The following is a 22,224-nucleotide window of genomic DNA, read 5'->3' on the forward strand; positions in this document are numbered from 1 at the left end:
TTGAAAAAAGGATTGTTTTTTTTGACGTTACTAATGTTTTTGAATGTTGTTGCCTTTGCAATTCCTGAGATAACGGTATCAGAGAGTTCATTGAATCAAGAAATTAGCATTGAAATGAAATTGTATAGATTGAAGTTAGACCATAATGGGCACATTTTAAATTTCGAACTCTACGATAGCAGAACTAAAAAATATAATTTAGTCTATGAGTATACAGCTGATAGCTACGATATTTTAGATACTCAAAACATGACAGAAATATTACCTAGTAACTATAATATCAGATTGGCGGAAGATCAAAGTTATATCGAAGTAAATTACTTTTTCCCCAACGGAGGCCAAAAGATTTATAAGTTTTACAACGATCCTAACTATCATTTTGATGTTGAATTTAAAAATTTAAATGGATACGTTGTTTTACCTAGCATATCTTTTTCTTCGGGAATAAGATATAGTGGAAATGTTTTTGTTTCATACATTGATAAATCCATCTCAACAGGTGAAGCTTTAGATTCTACACTAGCGATATATACGCCTGTAGCAATAGAATCCACTCAAAATCAATACTTGATGCCATTAAATAATTCAGATCAAAAAATAATTTCTTATTTAGGTCCAACCAAAAAAATATTTATTAAAGAAACGTTTGATGGTATAGAAGAAGGGATCGTTTACTCTACAGTAATCGATTTAATGCAGGATTTAGGAAAGTTTGGACCTTTCAATAATATTTTTTATTGGTTCGTTAACTTTTTCTGGTGGCTATTTAAAGTAACAGGGAATTTTGGTTGGGCTATAATACTCTTTACCCTCATTGTAAATGCAATATTATTCCCCGTATATGGCAGGCAAAAGAAATCCATGATCGAAATGAAACAGTTACAACCAGAACTTGAGAAAATAAGAAAAAAATATAAAAACCCTCAAAAACAGCAAGAAGAAACTCTGAAATTGTACAAGGAAAAAGGAGTGAACCCTGCCGGAGGATGTTTGACTTCTTTGATTCCTCTCCCCATTATGATCATACTGTGGCAAGTAATCTACTATTTTGAAGGTAGTTATGCATACAATCCCAGATTCCTTTTATGGACAGATCTTTCTCTAGGCGGTTTCCAAGCCAATTTTTTCCTACTATTACTAGCCATAATTGCTTCTTTAATCAATGCCCTTTTAATGTCGCAAGATGCCAGGAGCGCATGGACGTCGGTAATTATGTCTGTGGTGTTTCCTTTCATTTTGATTGGATTACCCGTCGGAGTATTCATTTATTATTCACTGAACACTGTAATACAAACCTTGTTGACATTTGTGTACAACAGGATTTACAATGTCAAAGGTATTACGTTTAGACAACTCGTTGGTTTGGGTCCAAAGCCTGTCAGGAGGTGAAATGATAAGTGTTTAAATTACAAGGTGAGACAAAATTTGAAGGAACTGATTTGGAATCGGTTTTAGAAAAAGCAAAATCAAATTTTAACGCATCATGTATCGATGAGATTTCTTATAAGATTATTCAAGAGCCTTCTAAGGGATTCTTTTTTGGAATAGGTAAAAAGCCCCTCATCATAGAAGCTTATCCCAACGAGAAATACCTTATCAATAAGGTAAAAAAATTCTTGAAAAATATCCTTTCTTATTTTGAAGAAGATGTTGATATCAATATTAATTATTACAATAAGACCTTGAAAGTTTTTTTAGAAGGAGAAAACTTGGGTAAAGTAATTGGCAAACAAGGGCGAAACCTTGGAGCACTACAGCATTTAACCATGATTTATGTCAATAGAATGACGGATACTAAATGTGATGTTAAATTGGATGTTGGGGATTACAGAAGAAATAGGAAAAAAAACCTAGAACTAATCGCTGACAATGCTGCTAAAAAAGCAATATCTACTAACGAAAAGGTGGAATTAGCCCCTATGTTTTCCTTTGAAAGAAAAATAATTCACAAGTATATAAATTATAATTATCCCAAATTACATACCGTTTCCATGGGTTTAGAACCTTATAGAAAAGTTGTGATTTATCCCTCAAAAAATGGTCACAATTAAATTAAAAATTACATTAGCACTAACCACAGTGTTTAAAAAATCGTGGGAGGAAACGTAATTGAAAACTGTTTACCAATATCAAGAGCAAGTTCTTTCCATAATTAGTAGAGAAAATCTTCCTGATATTGGTGTTTTAGGTGGCATAGAAATCGAACATATTATAAAAAAAATAAAAGATAATATCAAAATAACAACTGAGGTAGCGGGACCTGGTGGAAGAGTTGTTATTTATTTGAACGATTATTTTCATCTTAAACCATCGATATTTGATTTTTTAAGTCCTGATGAGTATATTGAATTCTTACTTAAAACTTTTCAAACAAAAGAAATTCCTATTATTTGGATTGAAAAACCTGGAGGAAATACGAGGAAAGTTAGGAATATAGAAGAAAGTACTGAATACCTTGATTATCGTGAAACAAACTTAAAAGTAGAACCTGAATTTATTACCGAATATCTCTATAATATAAAAAATCTTTTTATAGTGTATAACTCCTGGAACAAAAAGATAATCGATCTGACTAAGGCAAAAAGAAGATTATTTGTAGATTTACGGGAACCTTATACAGATGAAATTGATAAATTTACATGTGATTATCTTTTTTTAATTTCTAAAACGACATATAGAGAATTAGCAGAAAAAAGCAATAATTTGAAAGCTGATAATAAGCTAATTATAGCAAAAGATGCAATCTCTTTTGATAAAAAAATATATGAAGTAAAAGTTAAAGAAAAAAAGTATTTTGAAGAGGCTGTATCTGCTTTTGAGGCTAATTTTATCAGTAGTATCATAAAAGGTTACACGTTGAAATCTGCTTTTGAAAGTTCTTTTAATCTTTTCAATCACGTTTTTGAATGTGGAAGCATTCCCACAGAAAAATTGTGACTAAATTTTTCGATAAATCAAACTAGCTTCCCTTAAAAAAACAATAAAAATTTATCGGGTAGAAGGTTGATAATAATTCTTATCTATCTTCTACCCGATTATTAATTCTGGCAGCCCCACAGGGAATCGAACCCTGACTCTTGGACTGAGAATCCAATGGACTAGCCGTTATCCTATGGGGCCATTTGTATCGTTTCATTTTCAAATCCTTAGTTATTATATCAACCATAAATTACTTTGTCAATAGGCTTGAGACTTAAAATTTTCCCTTTAGTATTCCTGGATAATATTTTCTATCATCTTTTTTCTAGCCGGATGTTTTAACTTCCTGATAGATTTGGACTCTATCTGCCTTATTCTTTCCCTTGTTACGTTAAAAAATTCTCCGACCTCTTCGAGAGTTTTCTGTTTCCCATCTACGAAACCGTATCTCATTTTTAGTATCATAGCTTCCTTAGGTGAAAGTGTATCAATGATCATTTCCATTTTTTGACGAATAATCATCTTCCTTCCCTCTTCATCAGGGGTAGGTGAATCAGAATCAATAAAATCGAGTACCTCACTTTCTCCTTCAGCATCTACATCATTAGAAATCGGGGCATTTAAAGAGAATATATTTTTGGCACTAATTAATACCTCTTTCATCTTATCTACCGGCTTGTCCATCAAAACAGAGAGTTCTTCTAAATCAGGTACTTCTCCATTTTCTTGAATATACTTATTTACGACCCTATTCATTCTATTAATCGTTTCTACCAAATGTACTGGAATTCTTACAGTCCTTCCTTGATCAGCAATCGCTCTTGTTATAGCCTGGCGTATCCACCAATAAGAATAAGTAGAGAATTTGTAACCTTTTTTCCAATCAAATTTAGCAACGGCTTTCATTAAGCCAATATTTCCTTCTTGTATGAGATCCAAAAAGCCTAATCCATGACCAACATATCTTTTTGCGATGCTAATAACTAATCGCAGATTAGCTTTTATAAGTTCCTCTCTGGCTCTTTTATCTCCCATTTGTGCCCTTCTTGCTAATTTTCTTTCTCTTGAAGGGGTTAATAATTTGCTCTTACTAATCTCTTTAAGATATATTTTAATCGGATCTTGCAACGAAATATTATCACACATCTCAACTTCAACATCGGCAAAATCTTCGAAAATCTCATCGTATTCTTCAGGATCTTTAAAATCTTCATTGTTCTCTAAATCTTTTTCTTCTTCCTCTTCTTCTTCATAAAAATGATGTATTGAGCTATCCACTACAGAAATATTAGATTTTTTTAATTCATTGTAAAACTTTATTAAAAATTCTAATGTAAAATCTTCACGCATTTGGCTAGGTATAGACTCGTCAATTTCTTCAAAAGTTACTGTTTTCTCATCCTTCGATAGCTTTTTTTTGATTTTTCTTAAAATTTCATCGGTGATTGCATTAGGATTATTTTTAATAGTTAAAGACAAGGAATATTTTTTGACTTTTGAGCTTTTATCAGCTTGAGTGCAATCTGTGCTCTCCGATTCGAAGTCCTCGATTTTGTCTTTTTCTATCATGAAAACTCACCTTCTATTAAAAAATTAGAATAAAAAAAGAAGATATTATATGATAAAATCATAGAGAAGCATTTAAAAAAAGTAGACTAATTTAAAACAAACAGTTATATCTCTGTTAAGTATTATAGCGTGACAATATTAAATAAATATGAAAAAACAATTAATATACATAAATGTAATAATTTTTCTTAAAAACTTTAGAAGTTGTTGAAATTAGAACATTCTTTCGTGCTATAATAATTTTCGAACCGCTTTTGAACCCTTTAAAAAAGTTATAGAAGATTACCTAAAATTTATATAGGCTTTCAATTCTTAGTTTCTTAAAAAACAAAAAGGAGGTTTCTTTGTGCCAACATTAACTTTTAAAGGTGGTGTACATCCGCCTCAGAAGAAGCATTTTACAAAGGACAAACCTTTTGAAAAGTTACCTTTGCCCGATTTTGTATACCTATTCACAACTAACCATATAGGAGCTCCTGCAAAGCCGATCGTAAAAGAAGGCGATCAGGTAAAAACAGGTCAATTAATAGCAGAGGCTGCAGGCAATATTTCAGCAAACATACATGCTTCTGTTACAGGGGAAGTTGTTGGTATAGAATCATTTATAAATACCTCCACAGGAAGAAAGGATAACGCAATTGTAATAAAAAGAACTTCAGAAGATATTTGGGAGTATATTGAACACGATGAAAACTTTAAGAAGTTTTCAAAGGAAGAATTAATTAACATTGTTAAAAAAGCCGGTATAGTGGGATTAGGTGGTGCTATGTTCCCATCTCATGTAAAATTAAGTATACCCGCTGGCAAAAAAGTCGATTACTTAATAATCAATGGAGCAGAATGTGAACCTTACATAACTGTCGATGATATGATGATGAGAACATACACAGAAGAAATCATTAAAGGAATAAAAATAATAGAATATATAGTTAATCCGGGAAAAATTTATGTGGGCATCGAAGAAAACAAACCTGAAGCAATAAAAGCCATGAAAAACGCTTTAAAAAATGAAAATATCGAAGTTGCAATTCTAAAAACAAAATATCCTCAAGGTGCAGAAAAACAATTAATAAAATCTATCACAAAAAGGGAAGTCCCTTCAGGAGGATTACCTATTGACGCTGGGGCTTTAGTTTTTAACATTTCCACTACCTATGCAATTTATGATGCAGTAATCAATGGGAAACCCTTAGTTGAACGTGGTATCACTTTGAGTGGGGGTGTAAAAAAACCTGGTAACTATTGGTTCCGAATTGGAACTAAGGTTTCAGACCTTTTAAATCAAGTAGGACTCGTTGAAGAGGAAAAAATCGACAGAATAATCTATGGTGGACCAATGACAGGATTACCTTTACCAAATATTGATTTACCGACTTTCAAGGGAAACAATGCGATCACCGTATTAACAAAAGAAGAGATACCACAAAAGCATGAATATCCATGTATTAGATGTGCTTCTTGTGTTAAAGCATGCCCCATGGGACTTCAACCTTACTACCTAAAAAAACTTGCTGATGCTAGGAAAAACGACATCGCACAAGAAAATGGAATTATGGATTGTATAGAATGTGGTGCTTGTTCTTACATTTGTCCATCAAATATAGATCTAGTTAAAACATTCAAGACAACAAAAAAGGTTATAAAAGCCATTCAAAAAAGGAGGGTTTGAGTTGAATCTTAGCACTGAAGCGGCTCCCCATTTTAGAACTACCAATACTACTAGAAAAATTATGATCGATGTTTTGATATCATTGATACCTGCGGTTATTGCTTCAACGTGGATCTTTGGTTTTCGAGCACTTTTTATTATGTTATTTTCTATGGTTTTTGCAGAAATGTTGGATTTTTCGATCGTTCGTTTTATAAGAAAGCAAAAAGATCACATCCCTGATTTTTCCGCTTCTGTTACAGGGTTACTCTTAGGTATGAACCTTTCTTTAGCTGTTAACTGGTGGCAAATTATGTTAGGAGTGGTCATTGCGATAATTTTAGCGAAACAAGTATTTGGGGGGTTAGGTCAAAACTTTTTTAACCCTGCTTTAGTTGGAAGGGCTTTTATGTTGATATCTTTCCCTACAGCTATGACCACCTGGTATGTACCTTTTTATTACCAGAATCCTGATATTGTTACTTCTGCCTCCGTACTGGGAATAATTTCTGAAGAAGGAATGAGCACAGTACTCCAAAATTATACTTACTGGGATATGTTCATCGGAACAATTCCCGGTTCTATCGGAGAAGTTAGCGCTTTAGCTTTAATTATTGGTTTCATATACTTAGTCATTAAAGGTAGAATAAAATTGATGATCCCTGTATCCTATATAGGAACGGTTTTAATTTTTAGCTCTGTTTTTTACATGGTTGATCCTACCAAATTTGGAACTCCCTTGTTCCATCTTTTAGCAGGTGGCTTAATATTAGGTGCTTTGTTCATGGCAACGGATATGGTTACTTCTCCAATGACCAAAATGGGCCAGCTCGTTTTTGGTGTGGGAGCTGGTATTTTGACGATGATCATAAGATTTTTTGGTAGCTACCCCGAAGGTGTTTCCTTTTCAATTCTTATCATGAACGCTTTTGTCCCTTTGATAGATGATTGGCTAAAACCAAAAATTTATGGAACAACCAAAGGGGAGATAAAACATGCGTGAATATATAAAAACAGGTTTAATCTTAACCGCTTTTATGGTTGCTGCCGGTCTTTTAGTATCTATTGTGTATAATTTTGTCAATCCAATGATAGTACAATCAGAATTCAATAATACATTGTCAGCTATAGAAGAGGTATTAAAAGATGCAAATACTGGTGAATATTTAGTTTCTAATATTCCTACCAATGAAGAACAGTTAGAAAAAAATATATGGAAAGAAGATCAAGATGGTGTTTTATACGTAAGTCCAAAAAACGCAAAAGTTTTTTCCCCGATTTATAAGTTCACGGAAAACAACACCGAAATTTATGTCATGACAGTTTCAGGAGTAGGTTACGGAGGAGATGTGGTTAGCGTTATTTCATTCATCAAAAAAGATGATGTCCAAATTACTTTGAATAAAATAGAAGTAATAAATTATTCACAAGAAACTCCGGGGCTTGGGGCCAAAATCTCTGAAGAACCCGTGAAAAAAAGATTTAGTTTGATCCCAGAATCAGGTTTAAATGTAGGTGTTAAAGTCGATAAAGACGCCGGCGTAACTGTCCCAACTAATTCAATAAATAGTTACAAAGAACAAGGTGTAGTGAAAACTAGCGATGTAATGACAGGAGCAACAATAACTCCAAGAGCCGTTGCTGATTCTATTAATGCAGCTGTAGAATTTTTAAAAGAGGAAGGGGTGATGTGAAAAGATGGCGGATCTGAAAAACTTTACCAACGGTTTGATAAAAAACAACCCAACTTTTGTTCAAGTGTTAGGAATGTGCCCTACTTTAGCTACAACTACAAGCGCAGAAAATGGTTTGGGTATGGGAATAGCTACTCTAGCTGTTTTAACAATGTCAAACATTGTAATCTCTTTGATCAGGAAAATAGTTCCTAAAAAGATAAGAATACCCATTTATATTGTTATTATAGCTTCTTTTGTAACAATGATAGATCTCATAATGCACGGACTAACATACGAATTATGGCAGACTTTGGGAATATTTATACCTTTGATAGTTGTGAACTGTATCATAATGGGAAGGGCAGAATCTTTCGCATCAAAAAACGGGGTATTAGATTCAATATTTGATGCCTTGGGAATCGGTTTAGGTTTTACAGGAGCACTCGTATTATTGGGATCAGTAAGAGAATTATTGGGTAACGGAACGATCTTTGGTTTTACGGTGTGGGGAGACGCCCTCAACTTATACCTTTTCATACTACCACCTGGCGCATTCATTACTTTAGGACTTTTACTTGGAATGTTCAATTCGATAGGTATAAGTAGAGAAAACAAAAAGAAGAAGGCAGGTGCTAAAAAATGAATCTTATCCTTCTCTTTATTTCAGCCGCTTTGGTAAACAATATTATTTTAACTAGATTTTTAGGTATTTGCCCTTTTTTAGGAGTTTCTAGAAGCAAAAGTTCCGCTGTTGGAATGTCTATCGCAGTAATTTTTGTCATGACGATAGCAGGAGTAATAACTTGGCTCTTAAATCAGATACTAATAATGCTTGGAGTAGAATTTTTAAGAACGATCGTGTTTATTTTGGTAATTGCTGTACTTGTTCAATTTGTTGAGTTCTTTATTAAGAAATCAAGTCCAGCCCTTTACGAAGCCTTGGGGATATACTTACCACTCATAACAACCAATTGTGCAATATTGGGGATCGCATTGTTAAACATACAAACTAATTACACCTTTATCGAAAGTTTGGTAAACTCTTTTGCCTCTGGATTGGGATTTTCGCTGGCATTAATAATATTTTCTTCAATAAGAGAAAAAATGCAACTAAACAATGTCCCAAAACCCTTCCAAGGTACCGCTTTAGCGCTAATAACGGCTGGACTTCTTTCAATGGCTTTTATGGGGTTTTCAGGTTTGGTGAAATTATGAAAAGGGAGAATAATCTCCCTTTCACTTTTTGTATATGTAGAATTCATCAATTATTTCGTCAATTGGAGTATATTGATTTGGGAAAAGAGGATTATCAACCCTCGCCACTGCTTTTACAGTAACTTTGATCGAATCTTCGTAAACATCAAAAATAATGTAATGGAGCTTTCCAAGCACGTGCTTTACATGCCAAGGCAGTGGATCCGCTCCATGATTTGTATTTAGCTTAGCACCCCCTCCACCACTGGTTATAAACATGATTCCATCCTTAAAATACCTTTCGTAAGCGTGTATATGTCCGTTTATCACAACATCAACACCGTACTTTTCGAAAATGGGCAACCAATTCTTTGTGTTGAAATGACCTTCGGGAAGATTTTCTTCCATATTACCATACTCCGTGGCTGTCGTCCAAAAAGGATGATGGAAAGCCACGAAGATAAATTTTTTATCATTATTGTTTTTAAGATCTTCTTCCAGCCACTTCATTTGTTTTTCATAAAGATCCGTAGATTCCAAAATATTAGAATCTAAGATAACAAAATGAGAGTTTCCATAATCAAAAGAGTACCATCTCTTGGAATAATCTCCACCACCACTTGGAAGCTCGAATGCCCTATAATAAAGTAAACTGTTTCTTTCGTGATTACCTAAAGCCATGTAATAGGGGATTTGAGAACTTAAAGGGTTTGCAGACTCAAAAAATTTACTCCAGCTCTTCTCTGATGTGCCTTCTTCCGTGTGATCTCCAGGCTTTAGAATGAATGCTGTATTTAGATCCGAATCTCCTACAATTCTATTAACAACGTAAGCGTGTCTTTCGTCATAGATTTGAGTATCTCCATAAACTATAAATCGAAAAGAATCAATATTTTCATCTAAAGGCTTGGTTTTAAAAGCCTTTTTTTCTGTCTTAACATCATTCAGAGTATAAGTATCTTCAACATTTATCACGTATTCATAGGAAGAATCAGGTTGCAAGCCAGAAAGTTCTATATAGTGATATTCCAAAGGAAACTCGTTTTGTATTTCTAACACCTTAGCTTCGCTACTTGAATCATAAACTTCTACAGTTGACCTGGCAGGGACAGCCATCCTGAAATTGATAGTCACACCATCTTCCTCTTTGTTAGTGAGGAAAGGTTGGTAAAAAAAGTAATTTTCTCCAACTTCAACAAAAAGGTCTTCAGACTCTACAATAGAGACAGATTCACTCTTCAAATTTCCAAAATCTACTTTAACTTGGAAATTCCCATAATCTTCATCATTGGGAAGATAAAATTCTGCTTTTCCTTTTTCATCAACTAGTTGAACATCTTGAATGGTTCCCAATTCATCTTCTACAACAACTCTCATGCCCTTAGCAGACTTTTCATTGTTCAATATTATATTTTTTTCGATAGTTGTATAACCTATACCGAATTTATCATAATATCTTTTTTCTATTTCGCTAACGCTCTCACCAACGGTTATAACTCTCGTAAATTCAAGAACATCCTCAGGTTCAAGGGTAAAAAATGAGATACTTGTGGTCATCTCGTCGTTTGCTATAACCCTCTGAAATGTTTGATCATCAACCGGGAAATAGCCAAAGCTTCCAAAATCTTGCTGAAGAACTAATACATAGTTATTTAAGATCTTTGACTTTATAAAAAAAGGAAATGTGTCGGAGTAATCTATTATTTCATTCATTTGGACTCGTTTTTTTGTTTCCGTTTTGTTAGTTATCATAGTACTCAATAAGAGGTTTTGTTCTTGTAGGGTGTAAGTATTCAACACTTTGAAGTCGTTTTCATCATAAATGAAAGAAATCGAATCTTCCGAAGTTTCTACAATGCTGTTTTGGAGCTCTACACCTGAAATTAGAATTTTATGATTTGTGAAAAGACTTTTATTAACTTCATTACTTTTAAAAAGAGTTATATATCCATTTTCTTTAGAAATTCCTATTGTCAAATAGTTGTTGGATAATATATAATTATCCTGATAAGATGAAATTAGATCTGCTGAAAAAAAGAGTACAGACAAAATAGCAAAAAATGTTACGATAAGATACTTTTTCACATTAATGCCCCCTTTTCGTGTTTTTTCGCTCTTTCAATATTATATCATATAAGAAAAACCCTTTGGTGTGGTATAATATTTGCTGAATTAAATTTTATGCGGAGGTGAAGTCATGGCAAAGAGAAGTTCTTATGCGAAAGAAGCAGAAGAAAAAATGAAAAAAACTCTTGAACATTTCGAGGACGAATTAAAAAAAGTAAGAACCGGACGACCTACTACCGCTATTTTTGAGGATATAAAAGTCGATTATTATGGTATGCCTACTCCCATTAATCAGGTTGCAACCTTAAGTGTTGGAGAAGAAAGAACAGTTGTCATAACCCCATGGGATAAAAAGATGCTGGAACCGATAGAAAAAGCTATAAATGCTTCTAATTTTGGCTTTCACGCGATAAACGATGGTAACGTAGTTAGGGTATCTTTCCCAAATCCCACTATTGAAGAAAGAAGAAAACTGGTAAAAGCTATAAAAGAGATGCTAGAAGAAACAAAAGTGGCTTTAAGAAATATTAGAAGAGATGATATAAAAAAGGTTAAAGAAATAAAGAACGAGGGTTCAATAAGTGAAGACGAGGCAAAAAAATTCGAAGAAGAAATCCAAGAGATTTTAAAAGAAAATGAAGATGAGGCAGAAAAAATATTCCAAAGAAAAGAAAAAGAGATCATGGAGTCATAAATGTGGAAAATATAAGTATGAAACTTTCAAAAGTACCTGCCCATGTTGGTATAATTATGGATGGAAACGGAAGATGGGCAACTAAAAGTGGCTATGACAGAAACTATGGACATCAAAGGGGTGCTGAAACTGCCCTCAAAGTTATTGAGTGGTCTAAAGAATTTGGAATTAATTATCTTACCTTATACACCTTTTCAGAAGAAAATTGGAAGAGACCACAAAATGAAATAGAATTTTTATTTGATTTACTCATAAGATACTTTGAAGATAACCTTAAACGTATCATAGAAAATGGGGTAAATGTAAGATTTTTGGGAAGGATCAATAAACTGCCAGAAAGTCTCATAAAGACTTGTAAAGAAATCGAGGACATAAGTAAAAATAACAAAGATTTCAATTTGATCTTCGCCTTGAATTACAGTGGAAGACAAGAGATTGTAGATGCAGTAAATAAAATCTTGAAAGAAAAGAAGACAACAATAACAAAAGAAGATATTGACAGCAACCTTTATTTACCAGATGTTCCTTATCCTGATTTAATAATAAGAACAGCAGGTGAAGAAAGACTAAGTAACTTCTTACTTTGGCAATCTGCTTATTCTGAACTGTATTTTACAGAAACTCTATGGCCTGATTTTTCCTATGATGATTACTTCAACGCCCTTTTAGATTATTCTAAAAGAGAGAGACGATTCGGGGGTATAAGCAGTAAGTCTAAAGATATGGAGGAAAACCTTTGAATAAAAAAGAACTCTGGACAAGAGTAATATCAGGGGTAATTATTGGACCTATAGTTGTTTTTTCTTATTTAACGTATCCCACTCTTTTAGGATTGGTTACAACTATAGTGATGTTAGCTTCCTTTGAATTGATTGAACTATTTACAAGTGATGTCAAAAATAGTTTCATCAAGCTTTTGCTTACTTTTATTGTAGGAACATCCAGTCTTATATATGGATTCTCCTTGGAGGCTGAATATAGAGGAATTTTACCTTTTGAAAGTGAAGGAATATTTTTCTTAGCTTTCGTAGCGTCTGTATTTTCGATCATGCTCTTAGTTAAAGAAATAACGCACACAAAAAGGTTCATAGAATCTTCTGCATTAAGTATTATCTACGTATCTTTTTTCCTTTCAAACTTTTATTTGATTCATTTGAACTATGGACCAGGGATGGCGATTTTAGCATTAACTGCAGTATGGGCTTATGACGCCGGTGCATATTTTTTTGGGTTGAGTTTCGGTAAACATAAACTTTCTCCACATTTTTCACCAAAAAAAAGTTGGGAGGGATTATTAGGTGGCATCTTTTTCACTTTTGCTTATATATTTATATTTGATTCCATTGGGGTTTTTTTTGGAAGCATTCAAAAAATAACTCTCTTGCAAACCCTTATCTTTGCATTGATGGTGGGCTTTTTTGATACCATTGGAGATTTAACAGAATCAATTATTAAAAGATATTATAATGTAAAAGATTCTGGAGAAATTTTACCAGGTCATGGGGGAATGCTCGACAGAATTGATGGTTTGTTGATCGTAACCCCAATGTGGTATTTTTTGTTGAGAATACTGTGGATATAGGGGGCGAAAATGAAAAAGACAAAATTTAACGAAGGTTTCACAGTGGTTGAGGTTCTAATAGTATTGGGGATCATTTCAATCCTCGCTAGCATCGCCATCCCATCGGTTACAGGACTTATCAATCAAGCTAAAGCAACTAAAATAGTAACTGAAATGCAAAATGTGCAAGTCGCTGTAATGAACTATGGTATTTATAATCCAACTTTAAGTGGCTTGACGTTTGATGCTCTCTTGTCAGACGGCTATTTAACTTCTCAACCAGAAAATATAGAAATAGTAAAAGATTCATCTACCCCATTAGAAATCAGAATCGTATATGACGGTGACTCACCTACCGCAACAGAGCTAAAAAAGATTAACAACAACATACTTATCGATAATGATACTGCCTATTTAGTAGTTAAATATTAAAAGAATAGAAAGCAGACACTTTAGTGAGGGTGGGAAACGGGGCAAAGGGTTACTGACAGAAGTTTTAGAGTTTTCAAAGAAAGAATAATTTGAAAAAAATTAGGAGGATTTCTATATGAAATATTTTACCTCTGAAGAAATCAGAGAAAATTTTTTGTATTTTTTCGAGAAAAAAGGGCATAAAAAGTTACCTAGTTCCTCATTAATTCCCAACGATCCTCAATTGTTGTTTACGGTGGCTGGAATGGTCCCTTTTAAACCAATATTTTGGGGAAAAGTTGAACCCACTTATACGAGAATCACTACATGTCAAAAATGTTTAAGAACGAACGATATAGAAAATGTTGGAAGAACTCCCAGGCATCATACTTTTTTTGAGATGTTGGGGAATTTTTCTTTTGGGGATTATTTTAAAAAAGAGGCTATAAAATGGGCTTGGGAATTTTTAACAGAAGAATTAGGACTTCCAGCAGAAAAATTATGGGCTTCCGTGTATGAAACCGATGACGAGGCTTTTAATATCTGGAAAGATGATATCAAAATACCTGAAAATAAAATACTAAGATTCGGTAAAGAAGAAAACTGGTGGGGACCTGCAGGTCCAACCGGTCCATGTGGCCCATGCTCAGAAATATACTTTGACACAGGGTACACCGAAAACTGTCCAGACCAAGAAAATTGCACTCCTGCATGCGATTGTGGACGTTTTGTCGAGATTTGGAACATAGTTTTCACTGAATATTATTCCGATGAAAACGGAAATCTATCCCCATTACCAAGAAAAAACATTGATACTGGTGCGGGTTTTGAAAGAATCTGCGCAGTTACTCAAGGTAAATATGATAATTTTGACTCCGATCTATTCAAAGAAATAATAGAAGAAATACAACGAATCTTTGGTGTAAAATTCAGAGAAAATAAACGTAAAGACGTATCAATAAAAGTAATAGCAGATCACTCAAGGGCGATTGCTTTTTTAATATCTGAAGGAATTATACCATCAAATGAAGGAAGAGGCTATGTTTTAAGGAGATTAATAAGAAGGGCTGTACGACATGGAGCTTTGTTGGAAGCAAAAGGCCCATTTTTAAGCAGTATCCTTGAAACGGTGATTAAAAAAATGGGAAAAATCTATCCTGAACTCATCGAAAAAGAAGCTTTAATCAAAGATATTTCCTTTATGGAAGAAGAAAAGTTTTTTGAAACTATGGAAAAAGGAATGGAAAGGTTAAACAACATAATTCAAAACTTAAACAACGAAACTACATTACCGGGGAAAATAGCCTTCGAACTTTACGATACATACGGATTTCCTTTGGACCTCACAAAAGAGATATTATCCGAAAAAGGGATAGAAGTTGATGAAAAAGAATTTACAGAACTGATGAACAAGCAAAGAGAGATGGCAAGATCAGCTTCGGGTAAAGTAGAATATGATACAGAAAAACAAATTTACAAAGAAATCGATAAATTTTTGACTCCAACTGAATTTATTGGTTATGATAAACTAAGTTCGACAGAAGAAGTTCAGCTTATAATAAAAGGTAATAGTATTGTCCCACAAGCTCAAGAAGGTGACGAAATCGAACTCTTCTTCCCTAAAACGCCCTTTTATGCCGAAAGAGGAGGACAAGTCTCAGATAAGGGTGTTATCTACAATGAAACATTCGAAGCTGAAGTTATACATGTCAAACCTATAAGAAATGAGATAATATCTCACCTAGTAAAAATAAAAAAAGGTAGTATAAAAAACGGAGAAAGAGTATTTCTAAAAGTTGATGAAAAAAAGCGAAAAGCTACAGAGAAAAACCATACAGCGACACATCTTTTGCATTCTGCATTAAGAAAAGTAATTGGAGAGCATATAAGGCAGGCTGGTTCATATGTAGCCCCGGAAAGATTAAGATTTGATTTCACACATTATGAACCTTTGACCCAAGATCAAATAAAGCAAATCGAATACCTTATAAACGAACAAATACAAAAAGCTGTCCCTGTTAACATATACCTAAAAAGCTTAGAAGAAGCAAAAAGTATGGATGTTATAGCCTTATTTGAAGAAAAATACGGAGAAGTGGTAAGAATTGTGGAAATAGACGATTTCTCAAGAGAGCTCTGTGGAGGCACACATGTTTCCAACACAGGAGAAATTGGTCTCTTCAAAATTTTGGAAGAATCCTCTATTTCATCAGGAGTTAGAAGAATAGAAGCTATTACAGGTTTTGAAAGCCTTAATTATGCTACAGAATTGGAAAGTATTATGACTATTTTATCTAAAATGTTGGATTCATCAAGGGACCAGATACCTGATAAAATCGAAGGTATTCTAAAAACTATAAAAAATCAGGAAAAAGAAATTAAACAACTTCAATTTCAGTTGGCCACAAAAAATATAGAAAGATTAGCTGAAACTCCACAAATCATAGAAGGCGAAAAGGTGGTAGTAGCTCAGTTAGAAAACTTAGAAAAAGATGTTCATGCTAACACGGCCGATATCCTACTTCAAAAGTTGGGTAGAGGCGTTGTGATCCTTTTCAACAAGAGTAACAATGATCAAGTAAGTTTGATAGTAAAGGTATCAAAAGACACTTCTAAAAAGTTCCACGCCGGAAACATTGCAAGAAAAATAGCCTCTTACTTAGGTGGCGGTGGAGGCGGTGGACCAACTTTTGCACAAGCCGGCGGAAAATATGCTAATAAGGTGAAAGAAGTGATAGAACACATAAATGATTTTATGGAGGTTTAATATTGCTTGGGGTTGCTTTATCTGGAGGTGGGGCCAAAGGCGCTGCCCACGTTGGAGCACTTTTAGAACTTGAAAAAATGGGAATTAAATTTGATATCGTTGTTGGTACAAGTATTGGCGCACTCGTAGGTGCTGGGTATGCCATTTTAGGTAATTCCAACTTATTGTATGAATACGCTTTAAGGTTACAAAAAGCTCCTTTTATAAAAAAAGCACCCTCATCTCGTAAAATACCATCTATTTTGACGTGTATAGGTGCAAACTTGCTACCATCGGCTTTACCTTCTTTTCTTTATTTTTATATATTAAAAAGGATATTTAAAGACGTCACCTTTGAAGATTTGAAAATTAAATTCTATTGTACAGCGGTAAAAATGGATAGTGGAGATTTGGTAATTTTTCGTGAAGGACCTTTATTCCCAGCTTTAAAGGCTAGCATGGCGATGCCTGGTGCATTCAGGCCCTTTAAAATAAACGGTAGCAAATACATAGATGGCGGAACCCTGGAAAAGCTACCTATCCTAACGGCTAAAAAAGTTGGCGCAGATAAAATTATCGCCCTAAAAATTTTATCAAAGAAGATAAAATACGAGGAAATAAAAAATGCCTCCCAAGCTTTTGATAGGATGGATACAATAAGAGAAAATATATATGATAATTTAACTGAAAAGTTTGCTAACGTACTTATCGAATTGCCCACAGAAGACTTTAATACTTTAGATTTCACACAAACAGAAGCTTTAATAGATACTGGGAGAAGGGCTGTTTTAGAAAGAAAAGAAGAAATCTTGGAGAAAATATCATGATTTTAGTAAGTGGAGGATTTGGATGGCAAGGAATTAAAGCAGCTGAAAACTTAAAAGGTTTGGATCTATCCTATTACGATAAAATCATCACCAACGGTATCACAGGATTTTGTATCGCCTGTTTCCAACTCAAGAAAGAAAAGATCCTTCACCAAACTATAAAAAGTTTAGAGCCTTACTTGAATACAATAGATAAAGATTACATCTTTTTTGGAAACATAAAAAATTGTCTCAAACTTTCTTCAAATTTAGGCAAGTATGAATATCAATTAGAAGAAGATGCTGAATTAAACATTCCCTTAGAAATCGAACTGATAAATTTAAAGACTGAAGAAATAACAGCTAAAAAGATCAGCACCATTCAAGAAAGTTTTTTCTATTCTACACTTTTACCTGGTATTAGGCCACCATTTCAAGGATGGTACAATACCGCTTCATTTTCAAGAACACCTTGTTACTCATTATTAAAATACGAAGGTGAAGAAATAGAAATCTATGATTCACCATATAATTATCACAAATCTTCAACCATACAAAGATTATACAAATCCATTCAGGTTATGAGAAGCAGATATTTTTACGAATTGGTCATGGATGAAATCAAAACAAAAAATAAGGTACATTTCATAAGATAAAAGAAGGGAAAAGGTGAAAAAACTTTACCAGGTGGACGTTGAGGAAAGATCATCAAATAAAAGATACGAATGTCTATTACTTGTAAAAGATAAAGAAGAAATTTATGATATTCTGTCTAACCTCAATATCAGAGTTATCAACATCAATGTTGATAACTTTTATTTCAACAGTAAAAAATTCAATATCGATCAAATGATCAGCCTTGTTGATAATCTGTACCTCCTTGTAAACTCGGGGCTGACCCTCTTTGAAGCTATGGAATTTTTAGTTTTCAACGAACAGGTTGATAAGTTCATAAGAGGTGTTGTTTTTAAAGGATACTTTTTAGTAAAAAAAGGATTAGACTACAAAACCGCATTTGACTTTCCTGAAATAGATAACTACTTTAGGTATACAATAAATATCTCAAAGACAACGCTAATTTTAAGAGAAAACTTATCCAATTTAAAAGATTACTATAACAACGTCAAACTTTCCAGGTCTACCGCCGAAAAATCATTAATTTATCCACTACTAATTCTTTCATCAATTTTGGTTTTGCTTTTTCTTCTAAATTTTTGGGTTATTCCACAGTTTTCTACTCTTTTAGGATACGATATTAATCTTAACTTATCAACTTACATGTTGATAAGTATGTTGATATTTTTCTTCTTTGGGTTGATAACTTTCTGGATAGGCAAGGGAAACGATATTTTTTGGACAAAGATTCCGTTTTTAAAGTCCTTGTACAAGAATTACATACTTCACGAATTCACAAGGAACGTTAACTTACTTTTAAAAAGTGGTCTCACAATATACAACGCTTTAGAAATAGTCCTTTCTAACACGAATTCACAGTATATATCATCTACTTTCTTAACAGCCTATTTGGATATAGAAAAAGGGAAAGATCTTACCGAAGTTTTTTCAAAAATAAAAGACGTTAAAGAATTTTCTTTAACAATGAGCGTCTCAAAAAGGAAAGGAAATTATAAAGAGGTATTTGACTTCTTAGAAAACTATTATTATTCGTCTTTTAAAACCGCTTCAGATAAGATTATGAAAATGATCGAACCTGTACTTATAATATTTTTATCTGTAATAATTTTGAGTTTAGCATTTGAAATTTACTCCAATGTCTACTTAGGGGGGATAAAATTTGAAATGGGGGGTACATTCTAAATCTCATAAGGAAGGTTTCCTACTTATGGAAGTGCTAGTTTCTTTAGGTATCGAATTAATCTTGTTCTCGTCGATAGTTTTTTTCACTGTATATCCACTTCAAAAATACTTTTCATCTCTTACGGAAAGATTCATAGCTTCAGAGGTGGTGTATAAAACACGAAGCGCCTCTACCCATTACGGAGAGGATAACAACTTAAACGGAATCCTACGCTCTCAAATAGTACAGGGAAAATTAAAAATCGTGACTTATGATATAAGATACAGAATAGAAGATCAAAGTAGCCAAGATCTATTATGGAGCTTTGGAAAGATAGTCGGAAGGGGAGGCAGAATTGTAAACAGCGAAGGAAAAACCATATTCAACGTCGTTCCAGTCACGGGAGCGCTCACCAATCCATGATCTATCTTCAAGCCTTTGGAGGAAAATTATGATTAAGTTCAAATACAAAGGGAAAAAAGTATGTATAAATCATATTGATTGTTTTATTAAACCATTTGAAAATGAATTTCAACTGAGAAAAATATACTTCCAAGAAATAACGGATAAAAAAATCGCTTTTAAAAAGATTCATTCTTCTGATAAAGAATATTTCTTGGTAATCGATGCTATCGACTACAAAAAATCAAAAAGATCTTTATTCTTTGACACTATTCTACCGATTCAATCCATTCTTTTGAGAAAAGTCTTAGAATTCAAAGAGGGTAGATACGTTTTAGGTACAGATTTTTACAATTATGAGTTCCTTAGAAACAAAGAATTCGCATTTTCGGGAATAATAGTTGACGAAAAACCAACATACTTTTTTAATAATCAAGAATTGAAGGAATTAGCAATAAAATATTTGGAGGATAAAAGAATTGTTCCTGTTAGAATCTAACGTTAGAAAATTTCTGAAATACACACTAATAACAATAATAATTATACTTTTCGTTCTTCTAGTTTTTGAAAGTTATGAGAAATATCAAGAATATCTGAATATCAAAAGGATACAAAACAACTTAAATTATACTTACAACAACTACCTTTACAAAGTTGCCAACCAAAGGATGGTCGTCGAGGAATTTTTTGATTTCCTAACAGATAACAACTTTTTTCTAATAGAATTCAACTACTCCTTGGCGAATGGACTAACAGCAAAAGTTGCAACATTTATGGAACCAACTCAGAAAATAAAGAGCAAGTACTCCATATCAGAAGTCTCTAAAATAAACATGGGATCCAATTATTACGTGGTTCTTGAAATTAAAGAACAAGGAGTCAACCAATGAAACGCTATCTATTTATTATTCTTTTGTTGATTATAACTTTAGTGTATATAAAAAATTATGAAATTGAATCACCGAACCTAAAATTCTCTCTCCATACCATATCAGAAGTAGAAAGCAACTTCTTATCAGAGCCTCTACAAAAAGAGTTAGAAAATATTTTATCTTCTGATCTTTTGTTGGAAAGTATGATTATAAAAAGAAATAACGATTCTTTTCTTGAACTTGGGGATAATTTTGACATCGCCGTATCCTTTTCATATCCTAATTTTGAGTATAGCCCTACGGATGCGAATAATAATAATAAATTATACATCAAAAGCTCAAACATTTTCAAGCCTTTAAAAATTGACTTATTAGATCTATGGTCACAAAAAGATAACTTGCCTAAATATCAAAAAGAAGGGGTAGAATTCTCAGGTTTTTTCATAGATTCAGAAGGAAGAAATACAGGGTTTGTTTATTTCTTCGATGAACTTATAAAGCTTTCCGCAGGCGATACATTGGGGGAAGATTTAGTATTGGCAATTTTCAATGATGGAATTTTAATTCTAACTGAAGATAAAAAACTATGTGTTCTCTAGTCAATTCAAATTTCTTTAATTTTCCCATCTCCACTAATAGTATCTGCAAGAAAAATTAACTTCATGTGAATTTTTATTTACTCTTTCGTTATTTTTTATCCATCTAAGAATATTCGAATTTCTTCAATCTCTCGCTTACGTATAATATGGCCTAATGCAGGTTTTATAGATTTTTCAAAATATGGTATAATTAAATTGACAAACAAAATCTAACAAAAAAGAGAGGCCAGACATGAACGAATTAGTGCACAATCCTCATGATCTATTCTTCAAACGAATTTTCAGTGACATAAGGATAGCTCGAGATTTCTTATGGAACTATCTACGTTTGCTGCTTTGTGCAAACTAATTTTTTAGATGATTTTGACTTTGAACTTGTTTTCGTGGATCTTAAGGGGCTTGCCTTTTGCTGGTTTATGTAAAAAAATCTTTTAAAACAAAATTAGGTTTTGGGGATCTTAAGGGGCTTGCCCCTTAATGTGTATGGCTACATATACATTCTGATGGAACACAAAAGCTACATTGAAGGGAAAGTAATCTTTCAACTGTTGAGATATATTACGAGCATCTGGGAAGAAAAATACGATCCCAAAACAAAAAAGGTACCAATAATAATACCGATGGTAATATACCATGGAAGAGAAATCTGGAACGTAGAAACGAATTTATCAAATATGGTGCAAGGGATAGAAGATTTACCAAATGAACTAAAAACATACTTACCTACATACCGATATGAAATATGTGATTTCTCGATCAAAAGGGAAAAAAGGATAATAGGATTAACAGCGATGAAAGTTGCAATAGAAGCAATGAGAGCAGGAACGGCAATGACCACAGAAGAGTTTAAAGAAAGATTAAGAAGGATATTTGAATACATAAAACAACTACCAGAAGAAGAGGTACATGAATGGTTTGAAGAGTGCATGATCTACTTACTAAACGTAAGGGAAGATGTAACGATAGAGGAGATATTAAAAGTACAAAAAGAAATAATGCCTGGAAGGGGTGAGATAGTTATGACGATAGCTGAAAAGTTGAGAAACGAAGGTAAATTAGAAGGTAAATTGGAAGGTAAAGTTGAAGGCAAACTTGAAGGCGAAAGAGAGTTCGCAATTAGAATATTAAGCAAAAGATTTGGTAACCAACTAACTGAAGAGATAAAAGACAAGATAAGAAAAGCGGATGAAAAAACGATAAACTACATAGGGGATAACTTGTTAGAAATAACCATAGAAGAACTAAAAAAGTTGTTGAAATAA

General features: G+C 33.2%; 23 protein-coding genes and 1 tRNA gene. 21 read left to right on the top strand and 3 right to left on the bottom strand.

What is annotated here, in order from left to right; all coding sequences use genetic code 11:
- The 3 genes from yidC to X925_RS08940 are packed head-to-tail and all read left to right on the top strand — an operon-like array spanning position 1 to position 2,937.
- Positions 1–1,389, top strand: a complete 1,389-nt coding sequence (yidC, locus tag X925_RS08930; RefSeq protein WP_158245453.1) for a membrane protein insertase YidC — start codon at positions 1–3, stop codon at positions 1,387–1,389.
- Between the two features lie 8 nt (positions 1,390–1,397).
- The gene (gene jag, locus X925_RS08935) at positions 1,398–2,051 is read left to right on the top strand and encodes an RNA-binding cell elongation regulator Jag/EloR (RefSeq protein ID WP_121514701.1); all 654 of its coding nucleotides are present in this window, start codon (positions 1,398–1,400) and stop codon (positions 2,049–2,051) included.
- Positions 2,052–2,109: 58 nt separating this feature from the next.
- Positions 2,110–2,937, top strand: coding sequence for a hypothetical protein (locus tag X925_RS08940; RefSeq protein WP_121514702.1), 828 nt, complete (start codon positions 2,110–2,112; stop codon positions 2,935–2,937).
- 108 nt (positions 2,938–3,045) lie between these two features.
- Here X925_RS08940 and X925_RS08945 read toward each other — a convergent pair.
- Together X925_RS08945 and X925_RS08950 are read right to left on the bottom strand one after the other, a co-directional pair.
- Positions 3,046–3,120, bottom strand: a tRNA-Glu gene (locus X925_RS08945).
- An 87-nt stretch (positions 3,121–3,207) separates the two neighbouring features.
- Positions 3,208–4,488, bottom strand: a complete 1,281-nt coding sequence (locus tag X925_RS08950; RefSeq protein WP_121514703.1) for a sigma-70 family RNA polymerase sigma factor — start codon at positions 4,486–4,488, stop codon at positions 3,208–3,210.
- A gap of 346 nt (positions 4,489–4,834) precedes the next feature.
- Here X925_RS08950 and rsxC point away from each other — a divergent pair, with 346 nt between their 5' ends.
- Genes rsxC through rsxA form a run of 5 tightly spaced genes read left to right on the top strand, consistent with a single transcriptional unit; the run spans position 4,835 to position 9,027 of the window.
- Complete coding sequence (gene rsxC, locus X925_RS08955; protein ID WP_121514704.1) at positions 4,835–6,157, top strand: electron transport complex subunit RsxC; 1,323 nt, start codon at positions 4,835–4,837, stop codon at positions 6,155–6,157.
- A gap of 1 nt (position 6,158) precedes the next feature.
- Positions 6,159–7,139 (top strand): RnfABCDGE type electron transport complex subunit D, encoded by a 981-nt coding sequence (locus X925_RS08960; protein WP_012208449.1) that lies wholly within the window; start codon positions 6,159–6,161, stop codon positions 7,137–7,139.
- Positions 7,132–7,830, top strand: a complete 699-nt coding sequence (locus X925_RS08965) for an RnfABCDGE type electron transport complex subunit G (protein WP_121959729.1) — start codon at positions 7,132–7,134, stop codon at positions 7,828–7,830. The genes X925_RS08960 and X925_RS08965 overlap by 8 nt, the downstream gene beginning before the upstream one ends.
- A 4-nt stretch (positions 7,831–7,834) precedes the next feature.
- Positions 7,835–8,455: an electron transport complex subunit RsxE gene (gene rsxE, locus X925_RS08970; RefSeq protein ID WP_012208451.1), complete on the top strand. Its 621-nt coding sequence runs from the start codon at positions 7,835–7,837 to the stop codon at positions 8,453–8,455.
- Positions 8,452–9,027: an electron transport complex subunit RsxA gene (gene rsxA, locus X925_RS08975; RefSeq protein WP_012208452.1), complete on the top strand. Its 576-nt coding sequence runs from the start codon at positions 8,452–8,454 to the stop codon at positions 9,025–9,027. The genes rsxE and rsxA overlap by 4 nt, the downstream gene beginning before the upstream one ends.
- Before the next feature lie 21 nt (positions 9,028–9,048).
- On the opposite strand, the gene X925_RS08980 is transcribed toward rsxA, so the two are convergent.
- Positions 9,049–11,091 (bottom strand): metallophosphoesterase, encoded by a 2,043-nt coding sequence (locus X925_RS08980; RefSeq protein WP_121514705.1) that lies wholly within the window; start codon positions 11,089–11,091, stop codon positions 9,049–9,051.
- A gap of 112 nt (positions 11,092–11,203) precedes the next feature.
- Here X925_RS08980 and frr point away from each other — a divergent pair, with 112 nt between their 5' ends.
- The 13 genes from frr to X925_RS09050 all read left to right on the top strand — a co-directional run bounded on the left by frr (position 11,204) and on the right by X925_RS09050 (position 22,224).
- On the top strand, positions 11,204–11,767 hold the full coding sequence (gene frr, locus X925_RS08985; protein WP_103065065.1) for a ribosome recycling factor: 564 nt from the start codon (positions 11,204–11,206) through the stop codon (positions 11,765–11,767).
- 17 nt (positions 11,768–11,784) lie between these two features.
- Positions 11,785–12,507 (top strand): polyprenyl diphosphate synthase, encoded by a 723-nt coding sequence (uppS, locus tag X925_RS08990; RefSeq protein ID WP_041534266.1) that lies wholly within the window; start codon positions 11,785–11,787, stop codon positions 12,505–12,507.
- Positions 12,504–13,349, top strand: a complete 846-nt coding sequence (locus tag X925_RS08995) for a phosphatidate cytidylyltransferase (protein WP_012208456.1) — start codon at positions 12,504–12,506, stop codon at positions 13,347–13,349. Before uppS ends, X925_RS08995 begins: the two co-directional genes overlap by 4 nt.
- Positions 13,350–13,358: 9 nt before the next feature.
- Positions 13,359–13,760, top strand: a complete 402-nt coding sequence (locus tag X925_RS09000) for a prepilin-type N-terminal cleavage/methylation domain-containing protein (protein ID WP_121959730.1) — start codon at positions 13,359–13,361, stop codon at positions 13,758–13,760.
- A gap of 115 nt (positions 13,761–13,875) precedes the next feature.
- A complete protein-coding gene (gene alaS, locus X925_RS09005; protein ID WP_121959731.1) occupies positions 13,876–16,506 on the top strand; it encodes an alanine--tRNA ligase in 2,631 nt (876 codons plus the stop codon).
- A gap of 2 nt (positions 16,507–16,508) precedes the next feature.
- Positions 16,509–17,312, top strand: coding sequence for a patatin-like phospholipase family protein (locus X925_RS09010; RefSeq protein ID WP_158245454.1), 804 nt, complete (start codon positions 16,509–16,511; stop codon positions 17,310–17,312).
- Complete coding sequence (locus tag X925_RS09015; protein WP_121959733.1) at positions 17,309–17,947, top strand: hypothetical protein; 639 nt, start codon at positions 17,309–17,311, stop codon at positions 17,945–17,947. The genes X925_RS09010 and X925_RS09015 overlap by 4 nt, the downstream gene beginning before the upstream one ends.
- 13 nt (positions 17,948–17,960) lie before the next feature.
- Positions 17,961–19,109 carry a type II secretion system F family protein gene (locus tag X925_RS09020; protein WP_121959734.1) on the top strand — a complete coding sequence of 383 codons (1,149 nt, stop codon included), beginning with the start codon at positions 17,961–17,963 and terminating at the stop codon, positions 19,107–19,109.
- Positions 19,087–19,512: a hypothetical protein gene (locus tag X925_RS09025; RefSeq protein WP_121959735.1), complete on the top strand. Its 426-nt coding sequence runs from the start codon at positions 19,087–19,089 to the stop codon at positions 19,510–19,512. Before X925_RS09020 ends, X925_RS09025 begins: the two co-directional genes overlap by 23 nt.
- Before the next feature lie 28 nt (positions 19,513–19,540).
- A complete protein-coding gene (locus X925_RS09030) occupies positions 19,541–19,990 on the top strand; it encodes a hypothetical protein (RefSeq protein ID WP_121959736.1) in 450 nt (149 codons plus the stop codon).
- Positions 19,971–20,381, top strand: a complete 411-nt coding sequence (locus X925_RS09035; protein ID WP_121959737.1) for a hypothetical protein — start codon at positions 19,971–19,973, stop codon at positions 20,379–20,381. The genes X925_RS09030 and X925_RS09035 overlap by 20 nt, the downstream gene beginning before the upstream one ends.
- Complete coding sequence (locus tag X925_RS09040) at positions 20,378–20,962, top strand: hypothetical protein (protein ID WP_121959738.1); 585 nt, start codon at positions 20,378–20,380, stop codon at positions 20,960–20,962. Before X925_RS09035 ends, X925_RS09040 begins: the two co-directional genes overlap by 4 nt.
- A gap of 479 nt (positions 20,963–21,441) precedes the next feature.
- On the top strand, positions 21,442–22,224 hold the full coding sequence (locus tag X925_RS09050) for an Rpn family recombination-promoting nuclease/putative transposase (protein WP_233187771.1): 783 nt from the start codon (positions 21,442–21,444) through the stop codon (positions 22,222–22,224).

It is taken from the genome of Petrotoga sp. 9T1HF07.CasAA.8.2 (assembly GCF_002895585.1).
GTDB lineage: Bacteria > Thermotogota > Thermotogae > Petrotogales > Petrotogaceae > Petrotoga > Petrotoga mobilis.